Source organism: Myroides phaeus, from assembly GCF_009799805.1.
Classification (GTDB): domain Bacteria; phylum Bacteroidota; class Bacteroidia; order Flavobacteriales; family Flavobacteriaceae; genus Flavobacterium; species Flavobacterium phaeum_A.
The window spans coordinates 476,863-498,529 of sequence record NZ_CP047050.1; the positions used below are offsets into that span (position 1 = coordinate 476,863).

Genomic DNA, 21,667 nt, shown 5'->3' on the forward strand with positions numbered 1-21,667 from the left:
TAGCAAAAGTAGTACATCTACTTTACAATGGAAAATTTATTTGAAATATTTTGGAATCGATAGCAATAGTTAAACTTTTTTTAAGAAAATATTATATTTAAAACATAAACACATGCAAAAAACACTTAAAACGAAAACTAAAAATACTCATTTATTTCTTAAAACAAATGGCATATAGTCAATTATACACTTATGCTAAAAACGATTTTATCAAATACTATTTACACTTCTAATAAAGCAATTTTAATTCCATATACACCTCTCAATATTGCAATTAAAACCCATCTTGATTTACAATGTAAAATAATATTTATTGATTATTATTTTTTTAGTCTAATCTAAAATTATATTTTTACACAACTAATATAAATAAACAAGACAATGAAATTCAATTTACCAACATTAAATTATTCGAAAGACGCCTTTAAAAATTTCATCACTGAAGAGGGGTTTGATTACCACTATGGAAAACATCATCAAACGTATATTACGAACTTAAACAAACTAATAGAAAATTCTGTATGGGAAAATTACAACCTTGATACTATTATAAAAGAAGCTTATATAAAAAAACAGACGGCAATTTATAACAATGCAGCTCAACACTATAATCATAGTTTTTTCTGGAATTGTATCACTCCTAATTCTACAGAGATGCCCTCTAAACAATTGTTAGAACTACTAATAAGAGATTTTGGATCTATAGAATCTTTCAAAGAAGAGTTTAGTAACACAGCTACCAAATTATTTGGTGCAGGATGGACTTGGCTAGTTTTAACACCTGAAAGAAAATTAGAAATCATAGCTTTAAGCAATGCAGATACACCAATTATATTCAATAAAAAACCATTATTGACTATAGATGTTTGGGAACACGCATACTATATCGATCACCGAAATGCGAGACCAAAATTTATTGAACAATTCTGGAATCACGTTAATTGGAAATTCGTTTCTAAAAATTTAGAATAATATGAGTGCAGAATGTTTAGTATTAATCGAAAATAGTTGGAAAAAGAAAACTCAAAAAGCCATTCAACTCGCTAATGAAGGACAACATATACACGCTATAAATACATATACAGAAGCACTGATTAGAGCTGAGATATTACAAATTAACATTTGGAACTGTTTAAATGAAAACATACCCTTTTGTGATTGTTATGTAACAACATGTTTAAGTTTAGCAAAACTATATAGAGCAAATAGACAATATGAAAAAGAAAAAGATATCTTATCTAAAGCTTTAAAAACACTATCTATTTTGATGCAAAACCTACCTGCTAATCTTATAATACAATTAAAAATTGATGATCTGTTTAAGCAAATAATTATCCAAATAAGAAAATAGTAAGAGATTTTAAGCTAATAGAAAGCAAAGGAATATTCCTTTCTTAATTTTACGAAAGCCATAATAAAACTAAGTCTATTAGCTTATAACTATCAGTATTATTTTATTTTTTTATACTCTTACTAAATAAAAAAAGGTCTACTATTTATAGTAGACCTTTTTCTTTATGTCTTAACGATTAAGCTTGTCCTTTGGGACCAAAGTTAATAGTTGATAAACTTGGTGGAGAATCCACATCCTTTATTTCACCATTACTTGCTTCGAAACGTTGAATATTATCTTGCAAAGCAGTCAATAACCTTTTTGCATGTTGTGGAGTCAAAATAATTCTCGACTTCACTTTTGCCTTAGGTACACCTGGCATGATATTCACAAAATCAACTACAAACTCAGTGTTTGAATGATTAATAATAGCCAAATTTGAAAAAGTACCTTCAGCAGTTACTTCATCCAATTCAATATTGAATTGATTCTGTTCCTCATTCATTTCTTAGAAATTTAATTCGTTTTCTTTATCTAAAAAACCATCTTCTTCCAAGCTACTTACAACGATGCTTTCGTAAGAACGCATCCCTGTACCAGCAGGAATTCTATGACCAACAATAACGTTCTCTTTCAATCCGTTTAAGCCGTCAACTTTACCTGCAACAGCAGCTTCGTTTAACACCTTAGTTGTTTCCTGGAACGATGCAGCAGAGATGAACGATTTAGTTTGTAACGATGCTCTTGTAATACCTTGAAGCATTGGAGTACCTGTAGCAGGCATAACATCACGCGTTACTACTAAGTTTTTATCCTCACGTTTCAATAAAGAGTTCTCATCACGTAGTTCTCTCGTTGTAACAATCTGTCCTTCTACAAGGTTATCAGATTCTCCAGCGTCAACTACAACCTTCATTCCGTACAATCTATCATTCTCTTGGATAAAGTCACCTGCGTGAACTAATTGATCTTCTAAGAATAATGTATCTCCTGGATCTTGGATTTTAACTTTACGCATCATTTGACGGATAACCACCTCAAAGTGTTTATCACTAATTTTTACCCCTTGAAGACGGTATACTTCTTGAATCTCATTTACTAAATACTGTTGAACAGCAGATGGTCCTTGAATTCTTAAAATATCGTCTGGAGTAATAGCTCCGTCTGATAATGGTAAACCAGCTTTCACATAGTCATTCTCTTGAACTAAGATTTGGTTAGATAACTTAACTAAGTATTTTCTAATATCTCCTGTTTTAGATTCAACAATGATCTCTCTGTTACCTCTTTTGATCTTACCAAATGACACTACACCATCAATTTCAGATACTACAGCTGGGTTTGAAGGATTACGAGCTTCTAATAGCTCCGTAATTCTTGGTAAACCTCCAGTAATATCCCCTGCTTTTGATGTATGACGAGGAATCTTAACTAAAACTTTACCAGCTTTAATTTTATCTCCATCATTTACCATTAAGTGAGAACCTACAGGTAAGTTGTATGAACGTATTAACTCACCATCTTTACCATAAATTAATAAAGTAGGAATTAATTTTTTGTTTCTTGATTCAGTAATAACTTTTTCTTGGAATCCTGTTTGCTCATCAATTTCAACCATGAACGTTTGTCCTTGTTCGATATCTTCATAAGCAACTTTACCAGTAAACTCAGAAACAATTACACCATTATAAGGGTCCCATTTACAGATTACAGTATCATTTTCAACAACGTCACCATCTTTAACGTAAATAGTAGAACCGTAAGGGATGTTATTAGTAGTTAATAAAATTCCTGTGTTAGCATCGTATAATTTAGCTTCAGTAGAACGAGAAATTACAATATTAATTGCATTTCCTTCGTTATCCTCACCTGCTACAGTTTTTAAGTCTTCCATTTCAAGACGACCTTTAAACTTAGCTTTAATACTTGATGTTTCAGAAATGTTACCAGCAGTACCCCCTACGTGGAATGTTCTTAATGTTAACTGTGTACCAGGCTCACCAATAGACTGAGCAGCAATAACCCCAACAGCTTCACCTCTTTGAACCATTCTTGCAGTTGCTAAGTTACGTCCGTAACATTTAGCACAGATTCCAACTTTAGCTTCACAAGTAAGTGGAGATCTAACTTCAACTGATTCAATTGGAGCAGCGTTAATAGCTTTTGCGATAGCCTCCGTGATTTCTTCACCAGCACCAACAATCACTTCAGAATTTAAAGGATTAACTACAGCATTAAGAGCAACACGTCCTAAAACTCTTTCTCCTAATGATTCGATAACCTCTTCATTTTTCTTAAGTGGCTTAACATCAATTCCTCTTAAAGTACCACAGTCAACTGAATTAACAATTACATCCTGTGCAACGTCGTGTAGACGACGAGTTAAGTATCCAGCATCCGCTGTTTTTAACGCCGTATCCGCAAGACCTTTACGAGCACCGTGAGTAGAAATGAAATACTCTAAAATCGAAAGACCTTCTTTAAAGTTAGAAAGAATTGGATTCTCAATAATTTCACCACCACCAGCAGTAGATTTTTTAGGTTTAGCCATCAAACCACGCATACCTGTTAACTGACGAATCTGCTCTTTAGAACCCCTCGCTCCAGAATCCAACATCATATATACTGAGTTAAATCCTTGTTTATCTTCACGAATGTTCTTCATCGCTAATTCAGTTAACATTGCGTTTGTAGAAGTCCAAACATCAATAACCTGATTGTAACGCTCGTTATTTGTGATAAGCCCCATATTATAGTTCATAGTAATATGATCTACTTGTTGGTTAGCATCATCAATCAACTCTTGCTTACGTGGAGGAATAATAATATCTCCTAAACTGAATGATAATCCACCACGGAATGCATAACCGTATCCCATGCTCTTAATATCATCCAAGAACGCAGCAGTTGTTGGTACATCAGTTATACTAAGAATACGACCAATAATATCTCTTAAAGATTTTTTAGTCAATACCTCATTAATATAACCTGCAACTTCTGGTACAACTTCATTAAATAAAATTCTACCTGCAGTTGTTTCTATGATTTGGTAAACTAATTCTCCTGCTTCATTATAGTCTTTTGCACGAACTTTAACACCAGCATTTAATTCTAATTTACCTTCATTAATTGCAATATGTACTTCCTCTACAGAGTAAAAAGTCAATCCTTCACCTAACACAATTTCTTCTGGAGTACTCTTACGTAACTTAGTCATGTAATATAAACCAAGAACCATATCCTGAGACGGTACAGTAATAGGTGCACCATTCGCAGGGTTCAAGATATTGTGAGAAGCTAACATCAATAATTGAGACTCAAGGATTGCTTCTGGTCCAAGAGGTAAGTGAACTGCCATCTGGTCACCATCGAAATCGGCGTTGAATGCCGTACACACTAATGGGTGTAATTGAATAGCTTTACCTTCGATTAACTTAGGTTGGAAAGCTTGAATACCCAATCTGTGTAACGTAGGAGCACGGTTTAATAATACCGGGTGTCCTTTAATCACGTTTTCTAAGATATCCCAAACAACTGGCTCCTTCTTATCTATAATTTTCTTAGCAGATTTTACTGTCTTAACAATTCCTCTTTCGATTAACTTACGAATAACGAAAGGTTTGTATAATTCAGCTGCCATATCTTTTGGCAATCCACATTCGTATAATTTCAATTCTGGTCCAACAACAATTACCGAACGAGCAGAATAGTCAACACGCTTACCTAATAAGTTTTGACGGAAACGACCTTGTTTACCTTTCAATGAATCAGAAAGAGATTTCAAAGGACGGTTAGATTCAGTTTTAACAGCAGAAGATTTTCTTGTGTTGTCAAATAATGAATCTACAGCTTCTTGAAGCATACGTTTTTCATTACGTAAAATTACTTCAGGAGCTTTGATCTCCATTAAACGTTTTAAACGGTTGTTTCTAATGATTACACGACGATATAAATCATTCAAATCAGAAGTAGCAAAACGACCTCCATCCAATGGAACTAATGGACGTAATTCTGGTGGAATAACAGGAATTACTTTCAAGATCATCCACTCAGGTCTATTCTCGCGGTTTAAATTAGACTCACGGAAAGACTCTACAACTTGAAGACGTTTTAACGCTTCAGTTTTTCTTTGTTTAGATGTTTCATTATTAGCTGCGTGACGTAAAGTATAAGATAACTTATCTAAGTCAGTAGTAGCTAATAAATCCATAATACATTCAGCACCCATTTTAGCGATGAATTTATTAGGATCTGTATCATCTAAATATTGATTTTCCATCGGAAGAGTATCACAGATATTCAAATACTCCTCTTCAGTTAAGAAATCTAAACGATTTAAAGGTTCACCATCAACGTTCTTAGCTATACCAGCTTGAATAACTACATAACGTTCATAGTAAATAATCATATCTAATTTCTTAGACGGAAGTCCTAAGATATAACCAATTTTGTTAGGTAAAGAACGGAAGTACCAAATGTGAGCGATAGGCACAACTAAATTGATGTGACCAACTCTATCTCTACGTACTTTCTTCTCAGTAACTTCAACCCCACAACGGTCACATACGATCCCCTTGTAACGGATTCTTTTATACTTACCACAAGCACACTCATAATCTTTTACAGGACCGAAAATACGTTCACAGAAAAGACCATCACGTTCTGGTTTATGAGTACGATAGTTAATTGTTTCAGGTTTCAAAACCTCACCTCTCGATTCTGCTAGAATAGATTCTGGAGAAGCTAAACCTATTGAGATTTTATTAAACCTTTTTACGGTATTTTTCTCTTTATTTTTATTCATGGTAAACTTACTTGTTAAAGTGTATGATAAAGAGTAAGCAGCGTTAACTGCTTACCCTATAATCTTAGTTTATTCTTCTAATCTGATGTCTAATCCAAGACCTTTTAATTCATGCATCAATACATTGAATGATTCAGGTAATCCTGGCTCTGGCATAGTTTCTCCTTTAACGATTGCTTCGTAAGTTTTCGCTCTACCAATAACGTCATCCGATTTTACCGTCAAGATTTCACGTAGTGTACTTGATGCTCCGTATGCTTCTAAAGCCCATACCTCCATCTCTCCAAAACGCTGACCACCAAACTGAGCCTTACCTCCTAATGGTTGTTGCGTAATTAATGAGTAAGGACCAATAGAACGCGCGTGCATCTTATCATCAACCATGTGTCCTAATTTCAGCATGTAGATAACACCAACTGTTGCTCTTTGGTGGAATCTTTCTCCTGTACCACCATCATACAGATAAGTGTGTCCAAAACGAGGAATTCCTGCCTCATCTGTAAGCGCATTAATCTGATCTAATTCAGCACCATCAAAAATAGGTGTCGCAAACTTTTTACCAAGTTTTAATCCAGCCCATCCTAATACTGTTTCATAAATCTGACCGATGTTCATACGAGAAGGTACCCCAAGTGGATTCAACACAATATCAACTGGTGTTCCATCTTCTAAGAATGGCATATCCTCGTCTCTAACGATTCTCGCTACGATACCTTTGTTACCGTGACGTCCTGCCATTTTATCACCTACACGTAATTTACGTTTCTTAGCTATATAAACTTTTGCTAATTTCAAAATTCCTGATGGTAACTCATCTCCTACAGTAATCATAAATTTCTCTCTTCTAAGAACTCCTTGAAGATCGTTTAATTTAATTTTGTAGTTGTGAATCAAGTCTGTGATCATACCATTTGTATCCTCATCAGTTGTCCATTGTCCTTTTGTTAAATGAGCGAAGTCATCAACAGCATATAACATTTTTTGAGTGAATTTCTTACCTTTTGGTAAAATTTCCTCTCCTAAATCATTCAATACACCTTGAGATGTTTTACCATTCACGATGAAGAATAATTTTTCAACTAAACGCTCTTTTAACTCGTTGAATTTAACTTCAAACTTAGTCTCTAATAAAGCCAATTCGTCTTTATCTTTAGAACGTTTACGTTTATCTTTTACTGCTCTTGCGAACAATTTCTTATCTAAAACAACCCCTCTTAAAGATGGTGAAGCTTTTAATGAAGCATCCTTAACGTCTCCAGCTTTATCACCGAAGATTGCACGAAGTAATTTTTCTTCTGGAGTTGGATCTGATTCTCCTTTAGGAGTAATCTTACCAATTAAAATATCACCAGGTTTTACTTCAGCACCGATACGGATCATACCATTTTCATCTAAGTCTTTTGTTGCTTCCTCACTAACGTTAGGGATGTCATTAGTTAACTCTTCGTTACCTAATTTAGTATCTCTAACCTCTAATGTATAATCATCAATATGGATAGATGTAAAGATATCTTCACGTACTACTTTCTCAGAAATTACGATAGCATCCTCGAAGTTGTACCCTTTCCATGGCATAAACGCCACTTTCAAGTTACGACCTAAAGCTAACTCTCCTAATTGAGTAGCATAACCTTCACAAAGTACTTGACCTTTAGTAACTCTATCACCTCTTCTTACAATCGGTTTCAAGTTGATACTTGTACTTTGGTTAGTTTTTCTAAACTTAATTAAGTTGTATGTTTTCTCATCTGGATCAAAACTAATTAGACGTTCTTCATCAGTACGGTCATATTTAATAATGATTTTTTGAGCATCAACATACTCAACAGTACCTTCTCCTTCAGCGTTAATTAAAACACGAGAATCAGAAGCTACTTGTCTTTCTAATCCTGTACCTACAATTGGAGATTCAGGACGTAATAAAGGAACCGCTTGACGCATCATGTTAGATCCCATCAATGCACGGTTGGCATCATCATGCTCTAAGAAAGGAATCAAAGATGCAGAAATAGAAGCAATTTGGTTAGGAGCAACGTCAGTAAAATGAATATCTTTCGGTTCAACTACTGGGAAATCCCCCTCCTCTTTAACAACTACACGCTCGTCAGTCATATTACCAACAGCGTCTACAGGTACGTTAGCTTGCGCAATTAATTTACCTTCCTCTTCTTCAGCACTTAAATAAATAGGATCATTAACGATATCCACTTGTCCGTTTACAACAGGACGGTAAGGAGTTTCGATGAATCCCATATTATTTACTTTAGCATAAACAGCTAAAGACGAAATCAAACCAATGTTTGGTCCCTCTGGTGTCTCAATAGGACATAAACGTCCGTAGTGAGTATAGTGAACGTCACGCACCTCGAAACCTGCTCTTTCCCTTGATAAACCTCCAGGTCCTAAAGCTGATAAACGACGTTTGTGTGTAATCTCTGCCAATGGATTCGTTTGGTCCATAAACTGAGATAACTGGTTAGTTCCAAAAAATGAATTAATAACTGATGATAAAGTCTTAGCATTAATCAAGTCGATTGGAGTAAACACCTCGTTATCACGTACATTCATACGCTCACGAATTGTTCTTGCCATACGAGCTAAACCAACACCAAACTGAGCAGATAATTGTTCACCTACTGTTCTAACACGACGGTTTGATAAGTGGTCAATATCATCAATCTCAGCTTTTGAGTTAATCAATTCAATCAAGTACTTAACAATAGTGATAATATCCTCTTTTGTTAAAACTTGTTTGTCAATTGGAGTATCAAGATTTAATTTCTTGTTCATTCTGTAACGACCAACTTCACCTAGATTGTAACGTTGATCAGAGAAGAACAATTTATCAATAATACCACGTGCAGTCTCCTCATCAGGCGGTTCTGCATTACGCAATTGACGGTAGATGTGCTCTACTGCCTCTTTTTCAGAGTTAGTAGGGTCCTTCTGTAATGTATTATGTATGATGGCATAATCTGCCTGATTATTGTCTTCTTTATGTAAAAGAACAGTTTTAACGTTAGCGTCAATGATTTCTTCGACATTGTCTTTATCTAGGACTGTATCACGGTCTAAAACAATCTCATTTCTCTCAATTGACACAACCTCTCCAGTGTCCTCATCAACGAAGTCTTCATGCCATGTGTTTAACACACGTGCAGCAAGTCTACGTCCAATGTATTTCTTAAGACCTGTTTTTGATACTTTAACTTCCTCTGCAAGGTCGAAAATCTCTAGGATATCCTTGTCTCTTTCGAATCCAATTGCACGGAATAATGTTGTAACAGGTAATTTTTTCTTTCTATCGATATAAGCATACATCACGCTATTAATATCGGTAGCAAACTCAATCCATGATCCTTTAAAAGGAATTACTCTCGCCGAATATAACTTAGTTCCATTTGCATGGAATGACTGTCCAAAGAAAACACCAGGTGAACGGTGTAACTGTGACACAACAACTCGCTCAGCACCATTGATTACGAAAGTACCGCTTGGAGCCATATACGGTATTGTTCCTAAATAAACATCTTGAACTATAGTTTCAAAATCTTCGTGTTCAGGATCAGTACAGTATAACTTCAAACGAGCCTTTAACGGAACGCTATAAGTCAGTCCTCTATCAATACATTCTTCGATTGAATAACGAGGAGGATCAACAAAGTAATCAAGGAACTCCAATACGAACTGGTTTCTTGTATCAGTGATCGGGAAGTTCTCCATGAAGGTATTGTATAAACCTTCCTTACCTCTCTCTTCAGATTTAGTTTCTAATTGAAAGAAATCTTTAAAAGACTTTACCTGAATATCCAAAAAATCTGGATAAGCCGGAATATTCTTTGTAGAGGCAAAATTTAATCTTTCAGTCTGATTTGTGATCATCAATGGACAAAAAATTTTGATTAAGAATTTAAATAGAATTTTGCGCCGAAAATATATTAGACGCAAAATGGTTTAGGCCTTTGGGACGCATCCCAAGACCTAAACCTAAAATATTATTTGAAAAAAGCTTATTTAAGCTCAACAACAGCTCCTGCTTCTTCCAATGATTTTTTAAGACCTTCTGCCTCATCTTTAGAAACACCTTCTTTGATGTTTGCTGGAGTTGAGTCAACGATATCTTTAGCTTCTTTTAATCCTAAACCTGTTAATTCTTTAACAGCTTTAACTACAGCTAATTTAGAAGCACCAGCTTCTTTTAATACAACTGTGAATTCAGTTTGCTCTTCAGCAGCACCACCTTCAGCACCACCTGCAACTACTACAGCAGCAGCAGCTGGTTCGATTCCGTACTCGTCTTTTAATATAGTTGCTAATTCGTTAACTTCTTTAACTGTTAAGTTAACTAATTGTTCTGCGAATTGTTTCAAATCTGCCATTTTTCTATCTTTTAATGATTTGTAAAAATATAATTTATTAATGTGCGTTCATCTTGAACATTTAAAAACTTAGTGTAGTACAAGGACTATTCTTCGTCTTTAAATTGGTTTTTAAGAGCTGAAATAACTCTTTGAGCTGGAGATTGAAGTAATCCAATGATTTCTCCAATAACTTCTTCTTTAGATTTAATAGCTACTAATGTCTCTAATAAGTTCTCACCTACATACACTTCTTCCATGATGTAAGCTCCTTTGATAGCTGGTTTCTCAGCTTTCTTTCTGAACTCTTTAATAACTTTAGCTGGTGCGTTAGCAACATCAGCAAACATAATAGCACTATTTCCTTTTAAGATAGAAGGTAACTCCTCATAACCTCTGTCAGAAGACTCCATTGCTTTTGCAAGCAAAGTGTTTTTAACTACTTCTAATTTAATTCCAGCTTTGTTACAAGCTTTTCTAAAGTTTGAAGTAACTTCCGCATTAAGTCCTGATATATCAGTGATATAGAAGATGTTTGATTCAGCTAATTTAGCTTTTAACTCTTCAATCGCTACTGCTTTTTGTTCTCTAGTCATACGTGAAATTTTTTATTTACCAATTATACTGCTTTAGGATCTAAAGCAATAGCAGGGCTCATAGTACTAGATATATGAATAGACTTGATATAAGTACCCTTAGCTGCAGTTGGTTTTAATTTGATTAATGTTTGAATAAGTTCAGCCGCGTTCTCAGTAATTTTATCAGCATCAAAAGACACTTTACCAACAGAAGCGTGAACAATTCCAGTTTTATCAACTTTAAAATCGATTTTACCAGCTTTTACTTCTTGAACAGCTTTCGCTACGTCCATAGTAACTGTACCTGTCTTAGGGTTTGGCATTAAACCTCTTGGTCCTAAAATACGACCTAAAGGACCTAATTTACCCATAACAGCAGGCATAGTGATGATAACATCAACATCTGTCCAACCGTCTTTAATTTTTTGAAGGTACTCATCTAGTCCAACATAGTCAGCACCAGCAGCTTTAGCTTCAGCTTCTTTATCAGGAGTAACTAATGCTAACACTCTAACATCTTTACCTGTACCGTGAGGTAAAGTAACTACACCACGCACCATTTGATTTGCTTTACGAGGGTCTACACCTAAACGTACAGCGATATCTACAGATTCGTCAAATTTTGCAGAAGCAACTTCTTTTAATAATACAGATGCACTTTTCAAAGAATATAAAGTATTCTTTTCAATTTTTGCAGCAGCTTCTTTTTGCTTTTTCGTTAATTTTGCCATTTCTTCTTTCTTTTACAATTAAAAAGGAGCATTTCCTGTTACTGTTATTCCCATAGATCTTGCAGTACCAGCTATCATACTCATAGCCGCTTCAACAGTAAATGCATTTAAATCAGGCATTTTGTCTTCCGCAATAGCACGTACTTGTTCCCAAGTAACGCTTGCTACTTTTTTTCTATTAGGCTCACCAGATCCAGTTTTCACTTTCGCAGCCTCTAATAATTGAACAGCAGCAGGTGGCGTCTTAACAACAAAGTCAAATGATTTGTCTTTGTACACAGTAATTTGTACTGGTAAAACTTTACCGGGTTTATCTTGTGTTCTTGCATTGAATTGTTTACAGAACTCCATGATGTTAACTCCAGCAGCCCCCAAAGCAGGTCCAACCGGTGGCGAAGGATTCGCAGCACCTCCCTTAACTTGTAGTTTAACTACTTTACTAATTTCTTTTGCCATTTCTTAAAAAATTTGGCACATCTCAATTGGAAGCAAGATGTGTATGTATGTAACATTATAATTTTTCTACTTGCGTAAAGCTTAACTCCAATGGTGTTTTTCTTCCGAAAATCTTAACCATTACTTCAAGCTTGCGTTTCTCTTCATTAATGTTTTCGATTGTACCATCAAATCCATTAAATGGTCCATCTGTAACTTTAACAGACTCACCAACAGTGTAAGGGATTGCTCCTTTGTCAACTTTAACAGCTAACTCATCAACTCTACCTAACATTCTGTTTACTTCTGATTCTCTCAATGGAACTGGTTCTCCACCTCTGGTCTCACCTAAGAAACCGATAACTCCATTGATTGATTTAATAACGTGAGGAACCTCACCTGTCAAACTTGCTTCAATCATTACATAGCCTGGGAAGTAAACACGATCTGTAGTTTTCTTTTTACCATCTTTATTAATTGTAACAACTTTCTCAGTTGGTACTAAAACTTGTGATAAGTAATCAGCTAAACCTAAGCGAGAGATTTCAGATTCAATATAATTTTTAACCTTATTCTCTTGTCCACTTACCGCACGAACCACATACCATTTTTTGACACTTGTATCAGCCATAATATTTTTTTTATTTCCTTATGCTCTCGCCCAACTATAAAACACTCCTAAAACTTTACCAAACCCTGAATCTACTCCCCAAGTTGCAAGGGAAAATAAGATAGCAAAGACAGCAACAATTATAGTGTATCGTTGAACATCTGACCACGGAGACCAAGTAACATTACTTTTTAACTCCGTAAAAGCCTCTGATATGTAATTAAAAACTTTTGCCATGATTATATTGTTTTTGCACGGGTGGAGGGATTCGAACCCCCATCAACGGTTTTGGAGACCGCTATTCTACCCTTGAACTACACCCGTTTGTTAATAAAAGTCAGTGGCCTAAACCACTGACTTTCTAATTTATGTTTAATCTCAGAAAGATTAGTCAATAATTTCAGTAACCTGACCAGCACCTACTGTTCTACCTCCTTCACGGATAGCGAAACGTAAACCTACTGATAATGCGATTGGGCTTAATAACTCAACAGTGATAGTTAAGTTATCTCCAGGCATAACCATCTCAGTTCCTTCTGGTAATTGGATTGTTCCAGTTACGTCAGTTGTACGAACGTAGAATTGAGGACGGTAGTTATTGTGGAATGGAGTGTGACGTCCACCTTCTTCTTTTTTCAAGATATAAACCTCAGCTTTGAATTTAGCGTGTGGTTTAACTGAACCTGGTTTACAAATAACCATACCACGACGGATATCAGTTTTGTCAATACCTCTCAATAATAAACCTACGTTATCTCCAGCTTCTCCACGGTCTAAGATTTTACGGAACATCTCAACTCCTGTAATAGTAGAAGTTAATTTGTCAGCTCCCATACCGATGATTTCAACAGCATCTCCTGTATTAGCAACTCCAGTTTCGATACGTCCTGTAGCAACAGTTCCACGTCCTGTAATTGTAAATACGTCTTCTACTGGCATTAAGAATGGTTTTTCGTTGTCACGTACTGGCTCTTCGATCCATTTGTCAACTTCTTCCATTAATTCTAATAATGCATCAACCCATTTTTGCTCTCCGTTTAAAGCTCCTAAAGCAGATCCTTTAACTACTGGTCCATTATCACCGTCGTATTGGTAGAAAGATAATAAATCTCTAATTTCCATTTCAACAAGCTCTAATAACTCAGCGTCATCTACTAAGTCAACTTTGTTCATGAATACAACAATTCTTGGAATACCAACTTGGCGTCCTAATAAGATGTGCTCACGAGTTTGTGGCATTGGACCATCAGTTGCAGCAACTACTAAAATTGCTCCATCCATTTGCGCTGCTCCAGTTACCATGTTCTTAACGTAATCCGCGTGACCTGGACAGTCTACGTGCGCGTAGTGACGATTAGCTGTTTGGTATTCAACGTGAGAAGTATTAATTGTAATACCACGCTCTTTTTCTTCTGGTGCGTTATCAATTGAATCAAACGAACGAGCTTCTGAAAATCCTGCTTCAGCTAAAACTTTAGTAATAGCAGCAGTAGTAGTAGTTTTACCGTGATCCACGTGTCCGATAGTACCGATGTTTAAGTGCGGTTTCGAACGGTCAAAAGTTTCCTTTGCCATGATTTAATAATTTAATCTTAGTTATATAATTAGTGTTCAAATATAATAAAAAAACCTGAGCCAATGACGGGATTTGAACCCGTGACCTCTTCCTTACCAAGGAAGCACTCTACCCCTGAGCTACACCGGCTAATGCCTCTTATTTCTGTGGGGAGAGCAGGATTCGAACCTGCGAAGGTTACCCAACGGATTTACAGTCCGTCCTCGTTGGCCGCTTGAGTATCTCCCCTCAAACATTTTGTTTGATTTTTTTTCTTTTGAGCCAGTGGAGGGACTCGAACCCACGACCTGCTGATTACAAATCAGCTGCTCTAGCCAGCTGAGCTACACCGGCTTTTTCTTCTCAATAGAAAAAGTCCGCTATTTCTAACGGACTGCAAATGTATATATTTTATTGATTAAAAAAAACAATTTACTTATTTTTTTACATTAATGTGATTTCGTTTTCTCCTTGAATTTCACAACTAAACGCTCTAAGGCATCGGTTCCTGCATCCACACTCTCTTCAAAACTCTTGCAAGTTTTCTTAACAACCATTTCATCTCCTGGTACCAGTAATTTCATCTCTGCTACTTTGTTTTCTTTCTCATTGGTATTTTCTAATTTCAAAAACACATCTACTGAAATTACCTTATCATAAAACTTTTCAAGTTTAGATAAACGCTCATTTACAAAATCTACTAATTTTCGATCTACATTAAAATTAATGGCTTGAATGTTAACTTTCATAAATAACTAATTAAATGGTTAATTTTACTTTTTCTTCATTCGAGGATGAGCCCCTTGGTAAACTTTTTTCAACTCTTTCAAGTTTATTTGCGCATAACCTTGCGTTGTTCCCAAACTCTCGTGCCCCATCAACTCCTTTATCGAATTGATATCTGCTCCATTCTCTAATAAATGTGTAGCAAATGAATGTCGCAACACGTGTGGACTTTTCTTCTCCTTCGTTGTTGCATTACTAAAGTAGCGATTTATAACCCGATAAACAAACATTTCATTGATTTTGTTACCTTTTTCATTAACCAACAAACTGTCGTTTTTAGCCATATTACTCATAACCAAGCCTCTAACACTAATATATTTTTTTAGTATTTTCTCAACTACCTGAACCATAGGTATAACACGGACTTTATCTCCCTTTCCAAGAACTTTAACTTGATGCTGATAAAAATCCACATCACTTATTTTCAATGCTACCAACTCTGCTCTACGTAAACCTAAACAATAAAGCATTTCTACAATTAGTAAATCTCTAATCGAGTTAAAATCCTCTAACCCATCTAACATCTCTCTCACTGCATCAATTTCATTTACAGAAAAAGGTAATTGAAGTTTCTTCTCTACTTTCAACGAACGATGAAGTTGCAAAGGACTAACCTCTACTTCTTCTATTTTTTGCAAAAACTTGTAATAAGAACGTAACGAGCTCATTTTTCTATTAATCGAACGATTACTAACTCCCTGCTCAGATAATTCTACTATCCACAATCGCACACCATCATACTTAACAGTCAAATAATCTAAATCTTTCAATGCTAAAAAATCCACATAAGTAACTATATCATATTCATAAGCCTTAATTGTTTCAGCAGAATAATTTTTCTCTTTATACAAATACTCGATAAATCTTTCTAAATTTTTATCCATAAAAAAACCGTTACAACAAAGTTAGTACTTTATTATAACGGTTTAGTATAAATTTGTTCACATTACTAGATTTCTACTGAATCACGTAAGTGTTGAACGTATGCAGCTTTCTGCATTTTGTCTCTTTTTAAAACAGATGGTTTTGAGAAGTGTTGACGAGATCTTAACTGACGTAATGTCCCAGTTCTGTCAAATTTTCTTTTGTAGCGCTTAAGTGCTCTATCAATATTTTCTCCATCTTTAATTGGAATGATCAACATGTTTTCATACACCTCCTCTCGTTTGTGGTGCAAAAGTAATCCTTTTTTTAAACAGCACAATAAAAAAAACACCTTTTTTAATTATTTGTTAGCCAAACTTTAAATTCAATTACTCGCTCCCTACTTACAATCACTTCTTCTTTATATGATTCTAACACGATTTTGAGTCTTGATGTTGATAGTTGCAGAATCTCTTTTATAAAACTTAAAGCAACTACCTCTTTGCGATTTACACGATAAAACACCTTCGGATCAAGAGTTTCAACGACATTCTCAATAGAAGAATCATCTAATAAATATGAACGCCCTTCATTTGTATGAATATAAATACCTCTATCTTCTCGAAACACACAAACCACATCTTCAATTGCAACTAATTTAATTTGCATGCCCAATTTAATTACAAATCTTTTTATATAGTTATCATTTTGAAAGTAATTTTTTATTTCTGACAATCCTGCAATAGTATTCAAACCTCTTGTAAGAAGCTTATTAATTGCACTCTTTAAATCTTCCTTTTCAATTGGTTTTAATAAATAATCAATACTATTGAGTTTAAAAGCTTTCAAGGCATATTGATCATAAGCTGTTACAAACACAATAGGGCATTTAATTTCTACTATATCAAAAACATCAAATGATACCCCATCTGATAACTGTACATCTGCTAATATCAAATCAGGCTCACTATTTTTTGAGAACCACTGGATAGCATCAACTACAGAATAAAGTACTTGTTCTACTTTGTATCCCAACTCCTCCAATATTCTAACCAACAATCTTGCTGCTGGTTTTTCATCTTCTATGATAACAATTCTCATATTCACAACATTTCAATAGGTAACTTAATCATAAAATATTTCTCACTATTTTCTACTAAAACTTCTTTATCATACTCTAAAGCATAGCGTGATTTTAAATTCCTCAATCCTAATTTACTTGAATAGGTGTCCTCAACCTTACTCAGCTTATCATTCTTAATTACTAAAAACTCGTTATCTACTATACTAATACTAACGTTTAATTTGCCTTGTGTGGGTATTGCATTATGTTTTATAATATTTTCTAAAATAGTTTGCATTGCTAAAGCAGGCATTGAATAATTATAGAAGCTTTCAACTTCTTTAGATACCACAAAATCTATAGCATTTTCATAACGAACATTCATCAAATACATATAATCACGAGCAAATCTCATTTCCTCTCCTACTGTAGTCTTACTATTTTCGATTTGTTCAAGTACATAGCGATAAATATTTGTAAAAGATCGCGCAAATTGCTCTGCCTTCTGTGGGTCTTCCTGTATAATACTGATAAGTACATTTAAGTTATTAAATAAAAAATGAGGAGAAAGTTGTTCTTTCAAACTATTAATCTCAGCCTGCTTAAGAGCTACTTCTATTTGCTCATTTCTAATTGCCAAATTCTTTATTCTATCATATAAGATAAATGCCAATACCGTCAACAAAACAAATATAGAGATTAAGATAATATATAGAAAATTCAAAAAAGTGAATCGCTCAGAGGTGAAAAAATCTATAAAACTAACTTTGTAAAACAATTTTAATAAAAGTGCCAAAAAAACATAATAGGAAATAATAGAAACAGTTATCCCACTAAGAACAAAAACAACTTGTCTCTGCCAAAACTGCTTTTTTTTATTTTGAAAAAATACTTTATCAAATAAACTTACGACTGCATAATTTGTCATATAAATCGCAAAACTTAATATCACCCCTAACAATGTATTTGTAGAAAACAAATAGGGACTGAATGAAGTTACCTTATTACTTTGACTATAAAAAATGTAAGCAAGAAAAACACTAATACACAGACTTACACAAAAAGCAATTAGTAAGTGCTTTCCAAGGGATACCCCTTGGTTATTCTTTATTCCTTTCAAAATTTTCTAATTTTTTTTATTCAACAATATATTGCTAATTATTAGGTAGACGGTACTATAAGCACCTTAACAATACTGATCCTTAAAGCAGATGTTTTCGCAACTTGAGTGTCTCCTCTAAATTAGCAAATACACCTCAAAGAAATATTAATTTTTTTTGATATAATACTTACACTTCACTTCCCACAAGCTTCTTTTACTTTTATAGCTTGTTCATTTCCCCAACTTGGATAAAAGGGTTCCTCTGAAGTTAGACTGTCAAAATTCTTTACAGCACGATTAACTAACTCACAATAAGGAGCAGTATCTATTCCTGTAAATTTAGCAGATTGCAGATTAAAGTTTGCTTTCTGAAATAAGGCCCTTGGATTGTTCGGCTCGAGCAACAAGGCTTTGTCATATAGAGCATTTACTTTACTTGACAGAGTCATTCCCTTACTCATAGGATCAGTTGTAATATCCAATGTCATATTCAAAGCATCTAAAATTAACCACTCAGCACTTTCTTTTTTTCCACTTGAGTTTCAATCAACATAGCGTTTTGTTTTACTACTTTTTCTTTTTCCTCTGCATCTTTAATATTAAAACCTTCCGTTACTTGAATAAATACTTGATAGTAAAATGGAATCCAGTTATCCTTTTCTGTAGTAGCTATTCGTTCAAACATCGCTACAGCTTCTTTAGTATTCCCTTGTTTCCATTCACCAAATGCTTTGTCCATCGCAGCACTATACTTACCCTGTGCGTTGACTACTAATCCTACAAGCAGTAAGCCAACTGTGATCCATTTTTTCATATTTTTATTTTTATTAATACAGTAAAACTATTGACATCTACACTGCAAGAAAAAAGAAGATGTACCAACTGTTGATATCAATGTTTGAATTGCAATTACAGATTGTCCAATTGATTTATTTTTTTATTACTACTAATTGTCCAGAAGAATCCTACGAATACGAATCGCTTTGCAGCAGATGTTATCCCTACAGGCTGAACAGATGGATACTGAGATGAAAATTCATATGCGTAAACAGGATCTTGTCCAAATATATTTTCTACAGAAAAAAATAATATCTTTTGGCTTGATAGCAAATAAGACCAACTCAAACTGAGCTTATTTACATCATTTGCTTTATGCTGTATATAGTCTAATTCATAAGGATTATAAAACCTCCTACCAGTCGTAAATGTATTGGTAATACCAACCATTGATTTCCAATCATCAATCCAATATTTTAAAACAAACGATACATTGTGCTTAGCCACATAACTTGGCTGTATCTGTTTATCCCAATAAAACTCCCTTCGTTCTGAATCTAAAAACGAATAACTAATCCAATAAGTAACATTTTTAATAGACTTGTCATCTTTCCAAAAAACATCTATTCCTTTTGCATAACCACTTCCAGTATTTGCTATTTTGATATTATCAAGTGTACCATGGTACTGCATAAGATTTGCATACTTTTTATAAAACACCTCAGCACGAAACGTTTGTTTATTTTTGTTGTAAGTATAGTTTATAGCATAGTGGGTAGACTTAAGCCAGTCGGGCTTCGAAATAGACCTTAAATACTGCAAATCATTAGTTTGATTGAATTTCCCATAAGCCAAAGACACCTGTGCATTATTCGTCATTTGATAAGCAAAGGCAAACCGTGGTTCTATGACGAATTCATTTACTTGATTATTCCAATTAGTACGAATACCGCTTCTTAAAGAAAAACGTGATGAAAGCGACCAGGTGTTTTCTATAAAAGCAGCATAAGTATTATTGACAGTATTAAATTCTCGCGTTTTATTTACATTAGAGTCTTCATTACTTGCTTGTTCTAAAAAACCTTCAATTCCAACATTAAACCCAATTTTATTACTCCACTTATAGTACAACTTTACTTTTTGATGTAAATCCCAACCGTTTTCTTGATGAACGAGATCCCTATAGTTATTCTTTAGTTCTGTATAACCAAACCCCGTTCCTATTTCAAGTTTTAGAAATGGATTTAATTTAGTACTATAATGGCTATTCAAGTAAAGATTCTTTCCTGTAAAACCAATTGAATCTATGTCCTGATTAAAATTATTCTCTTTTGCAAATTGAGTCTTCGATAAGTCCATAGATGCATATAACTTATAAATCCCTTTTTTCAATTCCCTTTTAAAGCTTATCTCTCCTGACAAACCCTTATATGGCCTAATCATATCAAACTTCTGTGGAATAATACTCATATAAGGGCGCAAATCTAAATACCCTAAGCTAACCGCTAAAGAATTTTTATTCCACTGATGGCTCTTTGCTAAACTCAATCCTACAGAAGACAAGGACAAGTCCGTTCTATTGTTTTCAATATCATCACTCGTATTCAATTCTAAAATTCCCGAAAGAGCATTTCCATATTCTGCAGAATATGCTCCAGTAGAAAAAGACATTCCTTTAAATAAAAAAGGAGAATACTTGCTTCGTACAGGAAAATCGCCTGTCGAGAAAGTATAAGGTTGCCTTACTCGTAATCCATTGACAAAAATGCCCGTTTCTTCAGCCCTACCTCCACGAATCATTAACCTGCCATCTTCACTATTCACTTGAGCACCTGGCATTGTGCTCATAATAGCCATTATATCACCTGGACTCCCCGCAGTAGTAACAGCATCGAGTGAAGTAAATGCAGTAACCTTATCACGCCCTAAGGCTTTTATACCACCTACCTGAATTTGTATATTCTCTAATACATTGTTTTTAGAAAACAGCACATATATTTCTTTCGTATCATCCGAAAGATTTACCACCGTACTATTATCTAAATACAAGGCATGCCTAAATTGAAGCAAGCCTTCTATACTTTCCTTTTCTGTTTGAAAAACAAACTCTCCTTTTTGATTAGACAATGCCCCGTCATAAGTTCCTTCAAGAAATACATTAACCCCGTGAATAGGTACTTTTTTTTCATTAACTACAATACCCCTTATTTCTACTACTTGTGCAGACATTACTAATGGCAATAACAATAAGACCAACTGTTTTATCATGATTTTTATTTCAAAATAATCCCATTCTTAAAGGGGAATCAATTTTTTAAGCATGAGCTGTTTAAAAAACCGCCTTAACCGTTATCAATCTATCCTAAACCAAAAACCATTTACTTTAAAATAAAATTGGAGTATTTATAATTTGAATACTCCTAAAAGGAACCTTCTCATAAAAACTGTATTGACCTCTCCTGAAAAACTGTAAAGTTTTTAAAACAGTTAAATATGAAAAAAAGCAATGACGCAAGTCAAAAAAATAGAAAACAGAACTTGTACAGCAATAATAGGATTACTGAAATAAGTGTACAGTACAAAATAGGATTATCAACTATAACTGTATAACTATAGTAAGCCAATACGTATCTCATTCTTATATGATACTGTATGATACCATAATATAAAC

Annotated in this window: 20 protein-coding genes and 4 tRNA genes; 2 read left to right on the forward strand and 22 right to left on the reverse strand. The window is 34.3% G+C overall.

What is annotated here, in order from left to right; all coding sequences use genetic code 11:
• Positions 1-381: 381 nt before the first annotated feature.
• Positions 382-972, forward strand: coding sequence for a superoxide dismutase (locus GQS07_RS02230; protein WP_158209436.1), 591 nt, complete (start codon positions 382-384; stop codon positions 970-972).
• A gap of 1 nt (position 973) precedes the next feature.
• Positions 974-1,351, forward strand: coding sequence for a hypothetical protein (locus GQS07_RS02235; RefSeq protein ID WP_158209437.1), 378 nt, complete (start codon positions 974-976; stop codon positions 1,349-1,351).
• Between the two features lie 178 nt (positions 1,352-1,529).
• Here the strand turns inward: GQS07_RS02235 and GQS07_RS02240 are convergent, their stop codons facing one another.
• From GQS07_RS02240 to GQS07_RS02345, 22 genes are all read right to left on the reverse strand, one after another.
• On the reverse strand, positions 1,530-1,838 hold the full coding sequence (locus GQS07_RS02240) for a DUF3467 domain-containing protein (protein WP_158209438.1): 309 nt from the start codon (positions 1,836-1,838) through the stop codon (positions 1,530-1,532).
• A 3-nt stretch (positions 1,839-1,841) separates the two neighbouring features.
• Complete coding sequence (gene rpoC / locus GQS07_RS02245) at positions 1,842-6,137, reverse strand: DNA-directed RNA polymerase subunit beta' (RefSeq protein ID WP_158209439.1); 4,296 nt, start codon at positions 6,135-6,137, stop codon at positions 1,842-1,844.
• Positions 6,138-6,206: 69 nt separating this feature from the next.
• Positions 6,207-10,019 (reverse strand): DNA-directed RNA polymerase subunit beta, encoded by a 3,813-nt coding sequence (gene rpoB, locus GQS07_RS02250; RefSeq protein ID WP_158209440.1) that lies wholly within the window; start codon positions 10,017-10,019, stop codon positions 6,207-6,209.
• Between the two features lie 128 nt (positions 10,020-10,147).
• Positions 10,148-10,516, reverse strand: coding sequence for a 50S ribosomal protein L7/L12 (rplL, locus tag GQS07_RS02255; RefSeq protein WP_090405223.1), 369 nt, complete (start codon positions 10,514-10,516; stop codon positions 10,148-10,150).
• Positions 10,517-10,602: 86 nt separating this feature from the next.
• On the reverse strand, positions 10,603-11,091 hold the full coding sequence (gene rplJ, locus GQS07_RS02260; protein ID WP_090405220.1) for a 50S ribosomal protein L10: 489 nt from the start codon (positions 11,089-11,091) through the stop codon (positions 10,603-10,605).
• 23 nt (positions 11,092-11,114) lie between these two features.
• Positions 11,115-11,804: a 50S ribosomal protein L1 gene (gene rplA / locus GQS07_RS02265; protein WP_090405218.1), complete on the reverse strand. Its 690-nt coding sequence runs from the start codon at positions 11,802-11,804 to the stop codon at positions 11,115-11,117.
• 18 nt (positions 11,805-11,822) lie between these two features.
• Positions 11,823-12,260, reverse strand: a complete 438-nt coding sequence (rplK, locus tag GQS07_RS02270; protein WP_090405216.1) for a 50S ribosomal protein L11 — start codon at positions 12,258-12,260, stop codon at positions 11,823-11,825.
• A 55-nt stretch (positions 12,261-12,315) separates the two neighbouring features.
• On the reverse strand, positions 12,316-12,870 hold the full coding sequence (gene nusG / locus GQS07_RS02275; RefSeq protein ID WP_158209441.1) for a transcription termination/antitermination protein NusG: 555 nt from the start codon (positions 12,868-12,870) through the stop codon (positions 12,316-12,318).
• 18 nt (positions 12,871-12,888) lie between these two features.
• Positions 12,889-13,086 (reverse strand): preprotein translocase subunit SecE, encoded by a 198-nt coding sequence (gene secE / locus GQS07_RS02280; protein WP_090405211.1) that lies wholly within the window; start codon positions 13,084-13,086, stop codon positions 12,889-12,891.
• A 16-nt stretch (positions 13,087-13,102) separates the two neighbouring features.
• Positions 13,103-13,173: transfer RNA gene (locus GQS07_RS02285), tRNA-Trp, on the reverse strand.
• Between the two features lie 63 nt (positions 13,174-13,236).
• The gene (tuf, locus tag GQS07_RS02290) at positions 13,237-14,424 is read right to left on the reverse strand and encodes an elongation factor Tu (RefSeq protein ID WP_090405208.1); all 1,188 of its coding nucleotides are present in this window, start codon (positions 14,422-14,424) and stop codon (positions 13,237-13,239) included.
• A gap of 58 nt (positions 14,425-14,482) precedes the next feature.
• A tRNA-Thr gene (locus GQS07_RS02295) sits at positions 14,483-14,554 on the reverse strand.
• Positions 14,555-14,572: 18 nt separating this feature from the next.
• Positions 14,573-14,653, reverse strand: a tRNA-Tyr gene (locus GQS07_RS02300).
• 31 nt (positions 14,654-14,684) lie between these two features.
• Positions 14,685-14,758 (reverse strand) — tRNA-Thr (locus GQS07_RS02305).
• A gap of 95 nt (positions 14,759-14,853) precedes the next feature.
• Entirely contained in the window at positions 14,854-15,153 is a 300-nt protein-coding gene (gene hpf, locus GQS07_RS02310; protein ID WP_090405205.1) for a ribosome hibernation-promoting factor, HPF/YfiA family, read from the reverse strand.
• A 24-nt stretch (positions 15,154-15,177) separates the two neighbouring features.
• A complete protein-coding gene (locus GQS07_RS02315; protein WP_158209442.1) occupies positions 15,178-16,074 on the reverse strand; it encodes a tyrosine-type recombinase/integrase in 897 nt (298 codons plus the stop codon).
• Between the two features lie 65 nt (positions 16,075-16,139).
• The gene (gene rpsU, locus GQS07_RS02320) at positions 16,140-16,334 is read right to left on the reverse strand and encodes a 30S ribosomal protein S21 (RefSeq protein WP_090405199.1); all 195 of its coding nucleotides are present in this window, start codon (positions 16,332-16,334) and stop codon (positions 16,140-16,142) included.
• 77 nt (positions 16,335-16,411) lie between these two features.
• Positions 16,412-17,155 (reverse strand): LytR/AlgR family response regulator transcription factor, encoded by a 744-nt coding sequence (locus GQS07_RS02325; RefSeq protein ID WP_158209443.1) that lies wholly within the window; start codon positions 17,153-17,155, stop codon positions 16,412-16,414.
• A 2-nt stretch (positions 17,156-17,157) separates the two neighbouring features.
• Complete coding sequence (locus tag GQS07_RS02330; RefSeq protein WP_158209444.1) at positions 17,158-17,757, reverse strand: sensor histidine kinase; 600 nt, start codon at positions 17,755-17,757, stop codon at positions 17,158-17,160.
• 656 nt (positions 17,758-18,413) lie between these two features.
• Positions 18,414-18,707, reverse strand: a complete 294-nt coding sequence (locus tag GQS07_RS02335; protein WP_158209445.1) for a hypothetical protein — start codon at positions 18,705-18,707, stop codon at positions 18,414-18,416.
• A gap of 17 nt (positions 18,708-18,724) precedes the next feature.
• Complete coding sequence (locus GQS07_RS02340; protein WP_158209446.1) at positions 18,725-19,033, reverse strand: hypothetical protein; 309 nt, start codon at positions 19,031-19,033, stop codon at positions 18,725-18,727.
• A 95-nt stretch (positions 19,034-19,128) separates the two neighbouring features.
• Positions 19,129-21,264 (reverse strand): TonB-dependent receptor, encoded by a 2,136-nt coding sequence (locus tag GQS07_RS02345; protein ID WP_158209447.1) that lies wholly within the window; start codon positions 21,262-21,264, stop codon positions 19,129-19,131.
• Positions 21,265-21,667: the final 403 nt, after the last annotated feature.

What these genes read in the sequence shown, in the direction of transcription:
- hpf (WP_090405205.1), bottom strand. Translation starts at nt 15,153, where the DNA reads ATGAAAGTTAACATTCAAGCCATTAATTTTAATGTAGATCGAAAATTA.
- GQS07_RS02240 (WP_158209438.1), bottom strand. Translation starts at nt 1,838, where the DNA reads ATGAATGAGGAACAGAATCAATTCAATATTGAATTGGATGAAGTAACT.
- rplL (WP_090405223.1), bottom strand. Translation starts at nt 10,516, where the DNA reads ATGGCAGATTTGAAACAATTCGCAGAACAATTAGTTAACTTAACAGTT.
- nusG (WP_158209441.1), bottom strand. Translation starts at nt 12,870, where the DNA reads ATGGCTGATACAAGTGTCAAAAAATGGTATGTGGTTCGTGCGGTAAGT.
- GQS07_RS02315 (WP_158209442.1), bottom strand. Translation starts at nt 16,074, where the DNA reads ATGGATAAAAATTTAGAAAGATTTATCGAGTATTTGTATAAAGAGAAA.
- GQS07_RS02335 (WP_158209445.1), bottom strand. Translation starts at nt 18,707, where the DNA reads ATGACATTGGATATTACAACTGATCCTATGAGTAAGGGAATGACTCTG.
- rplK (WP_090405216.1), bottom strand. Translation starts at nt 12,260, where the DNA reads ATGGCAAAAGAAATTAGTAAAGTAGTTAAACTACAAGTTAAGGGAGGT.
- GQS07_RS02345 (WP_158209447.1), bottom strand. Translation starts at nt 21,264, where the DNA reads ATGATAAAACAGTTGGTCTTATTGTTATTGCCATTAGTAATGTCTGCA.
- rplA (WP_090405218.1), bottom strand. Translation starts at nt 11,804, where the DNA reads ATGGCAAAATTAACGAAAAAGCAAAAAGAAGCTGCTGCAAAAATTGAA.
- tuf (WP_090405208.1), bottom strand. Translation starts at nt 14,424, where the DNA reads ATGGCAAAGGAAACTTTTGACCGTTCGAAACCGCACTTAAACATCGGT.
- GQS07_RS02325 (WP_158209443.1), bottom strand. Translation starts at nt 17,155, where the DNA reads ATGAGAATTGTTATCATAGAAGATGAAAAACCAGCAGCAAGATTGTTG.
- rplJ (WP_090405220.1), bottom strand. Translation starts at nt 11,091, where the DNA reads ATGACTAGAGAACAAAAAGCAGTAGCGATTGAAGAGTTAAAAGCTAAA.
- rpoC (WP_158209439.1), bottom strand. Translation starts at nt 6,137, where the DNA reads ATGAATAAAAATAAAGAGAAAAATACCGTAAAAAGGTTTAATAAAATC.
- rpsU (WP_090405199.1), bottom strand. Translation starts at nt 16,334, where the DNA reads ATGTTGATCATTCCAATTAAAGATGGAGAAAATATTGATAGAGCACTT.
- GQS07_RS02235 (WP_158209437.1), top strand. Translation starts at nt 974, where the DNA reads ATGAGTGCAGAATGTTTAGTATTAATCGAAAATAGTTGGAAAAAGAAA.
- GQS07_RS02230 (WP_158209436.1), top strand. Translation starts at nt 382, where the DNA reads ATGAAATTCAATTTACCAACATTAAATTATTCGAAAGACGCCTTTAAA.
- GQS07_RS02340 (WP_158209446.1), bottom strand. Translation starts at nt 19,033, where the DNA reads ATGAAAAAATGGATCACAGTTGGCTTACTGCTTGTAGGATTAGTAGTC.
- rpoB (WP_158209440.1), bottom strand. Translation starts at nt 10,019, where the DNA reads ATGATCACAAATCAGACTGAAAGATTAAATTTTGCCTCTACAAAGAAT.
- secE (WP_090405211.1), bottom strand. Translation starts at nt 13,086, where the DNA reads ATGGCAAAAGTTTTTAATTACATATCAGAGGCTTTTACGGAGTTAAAA.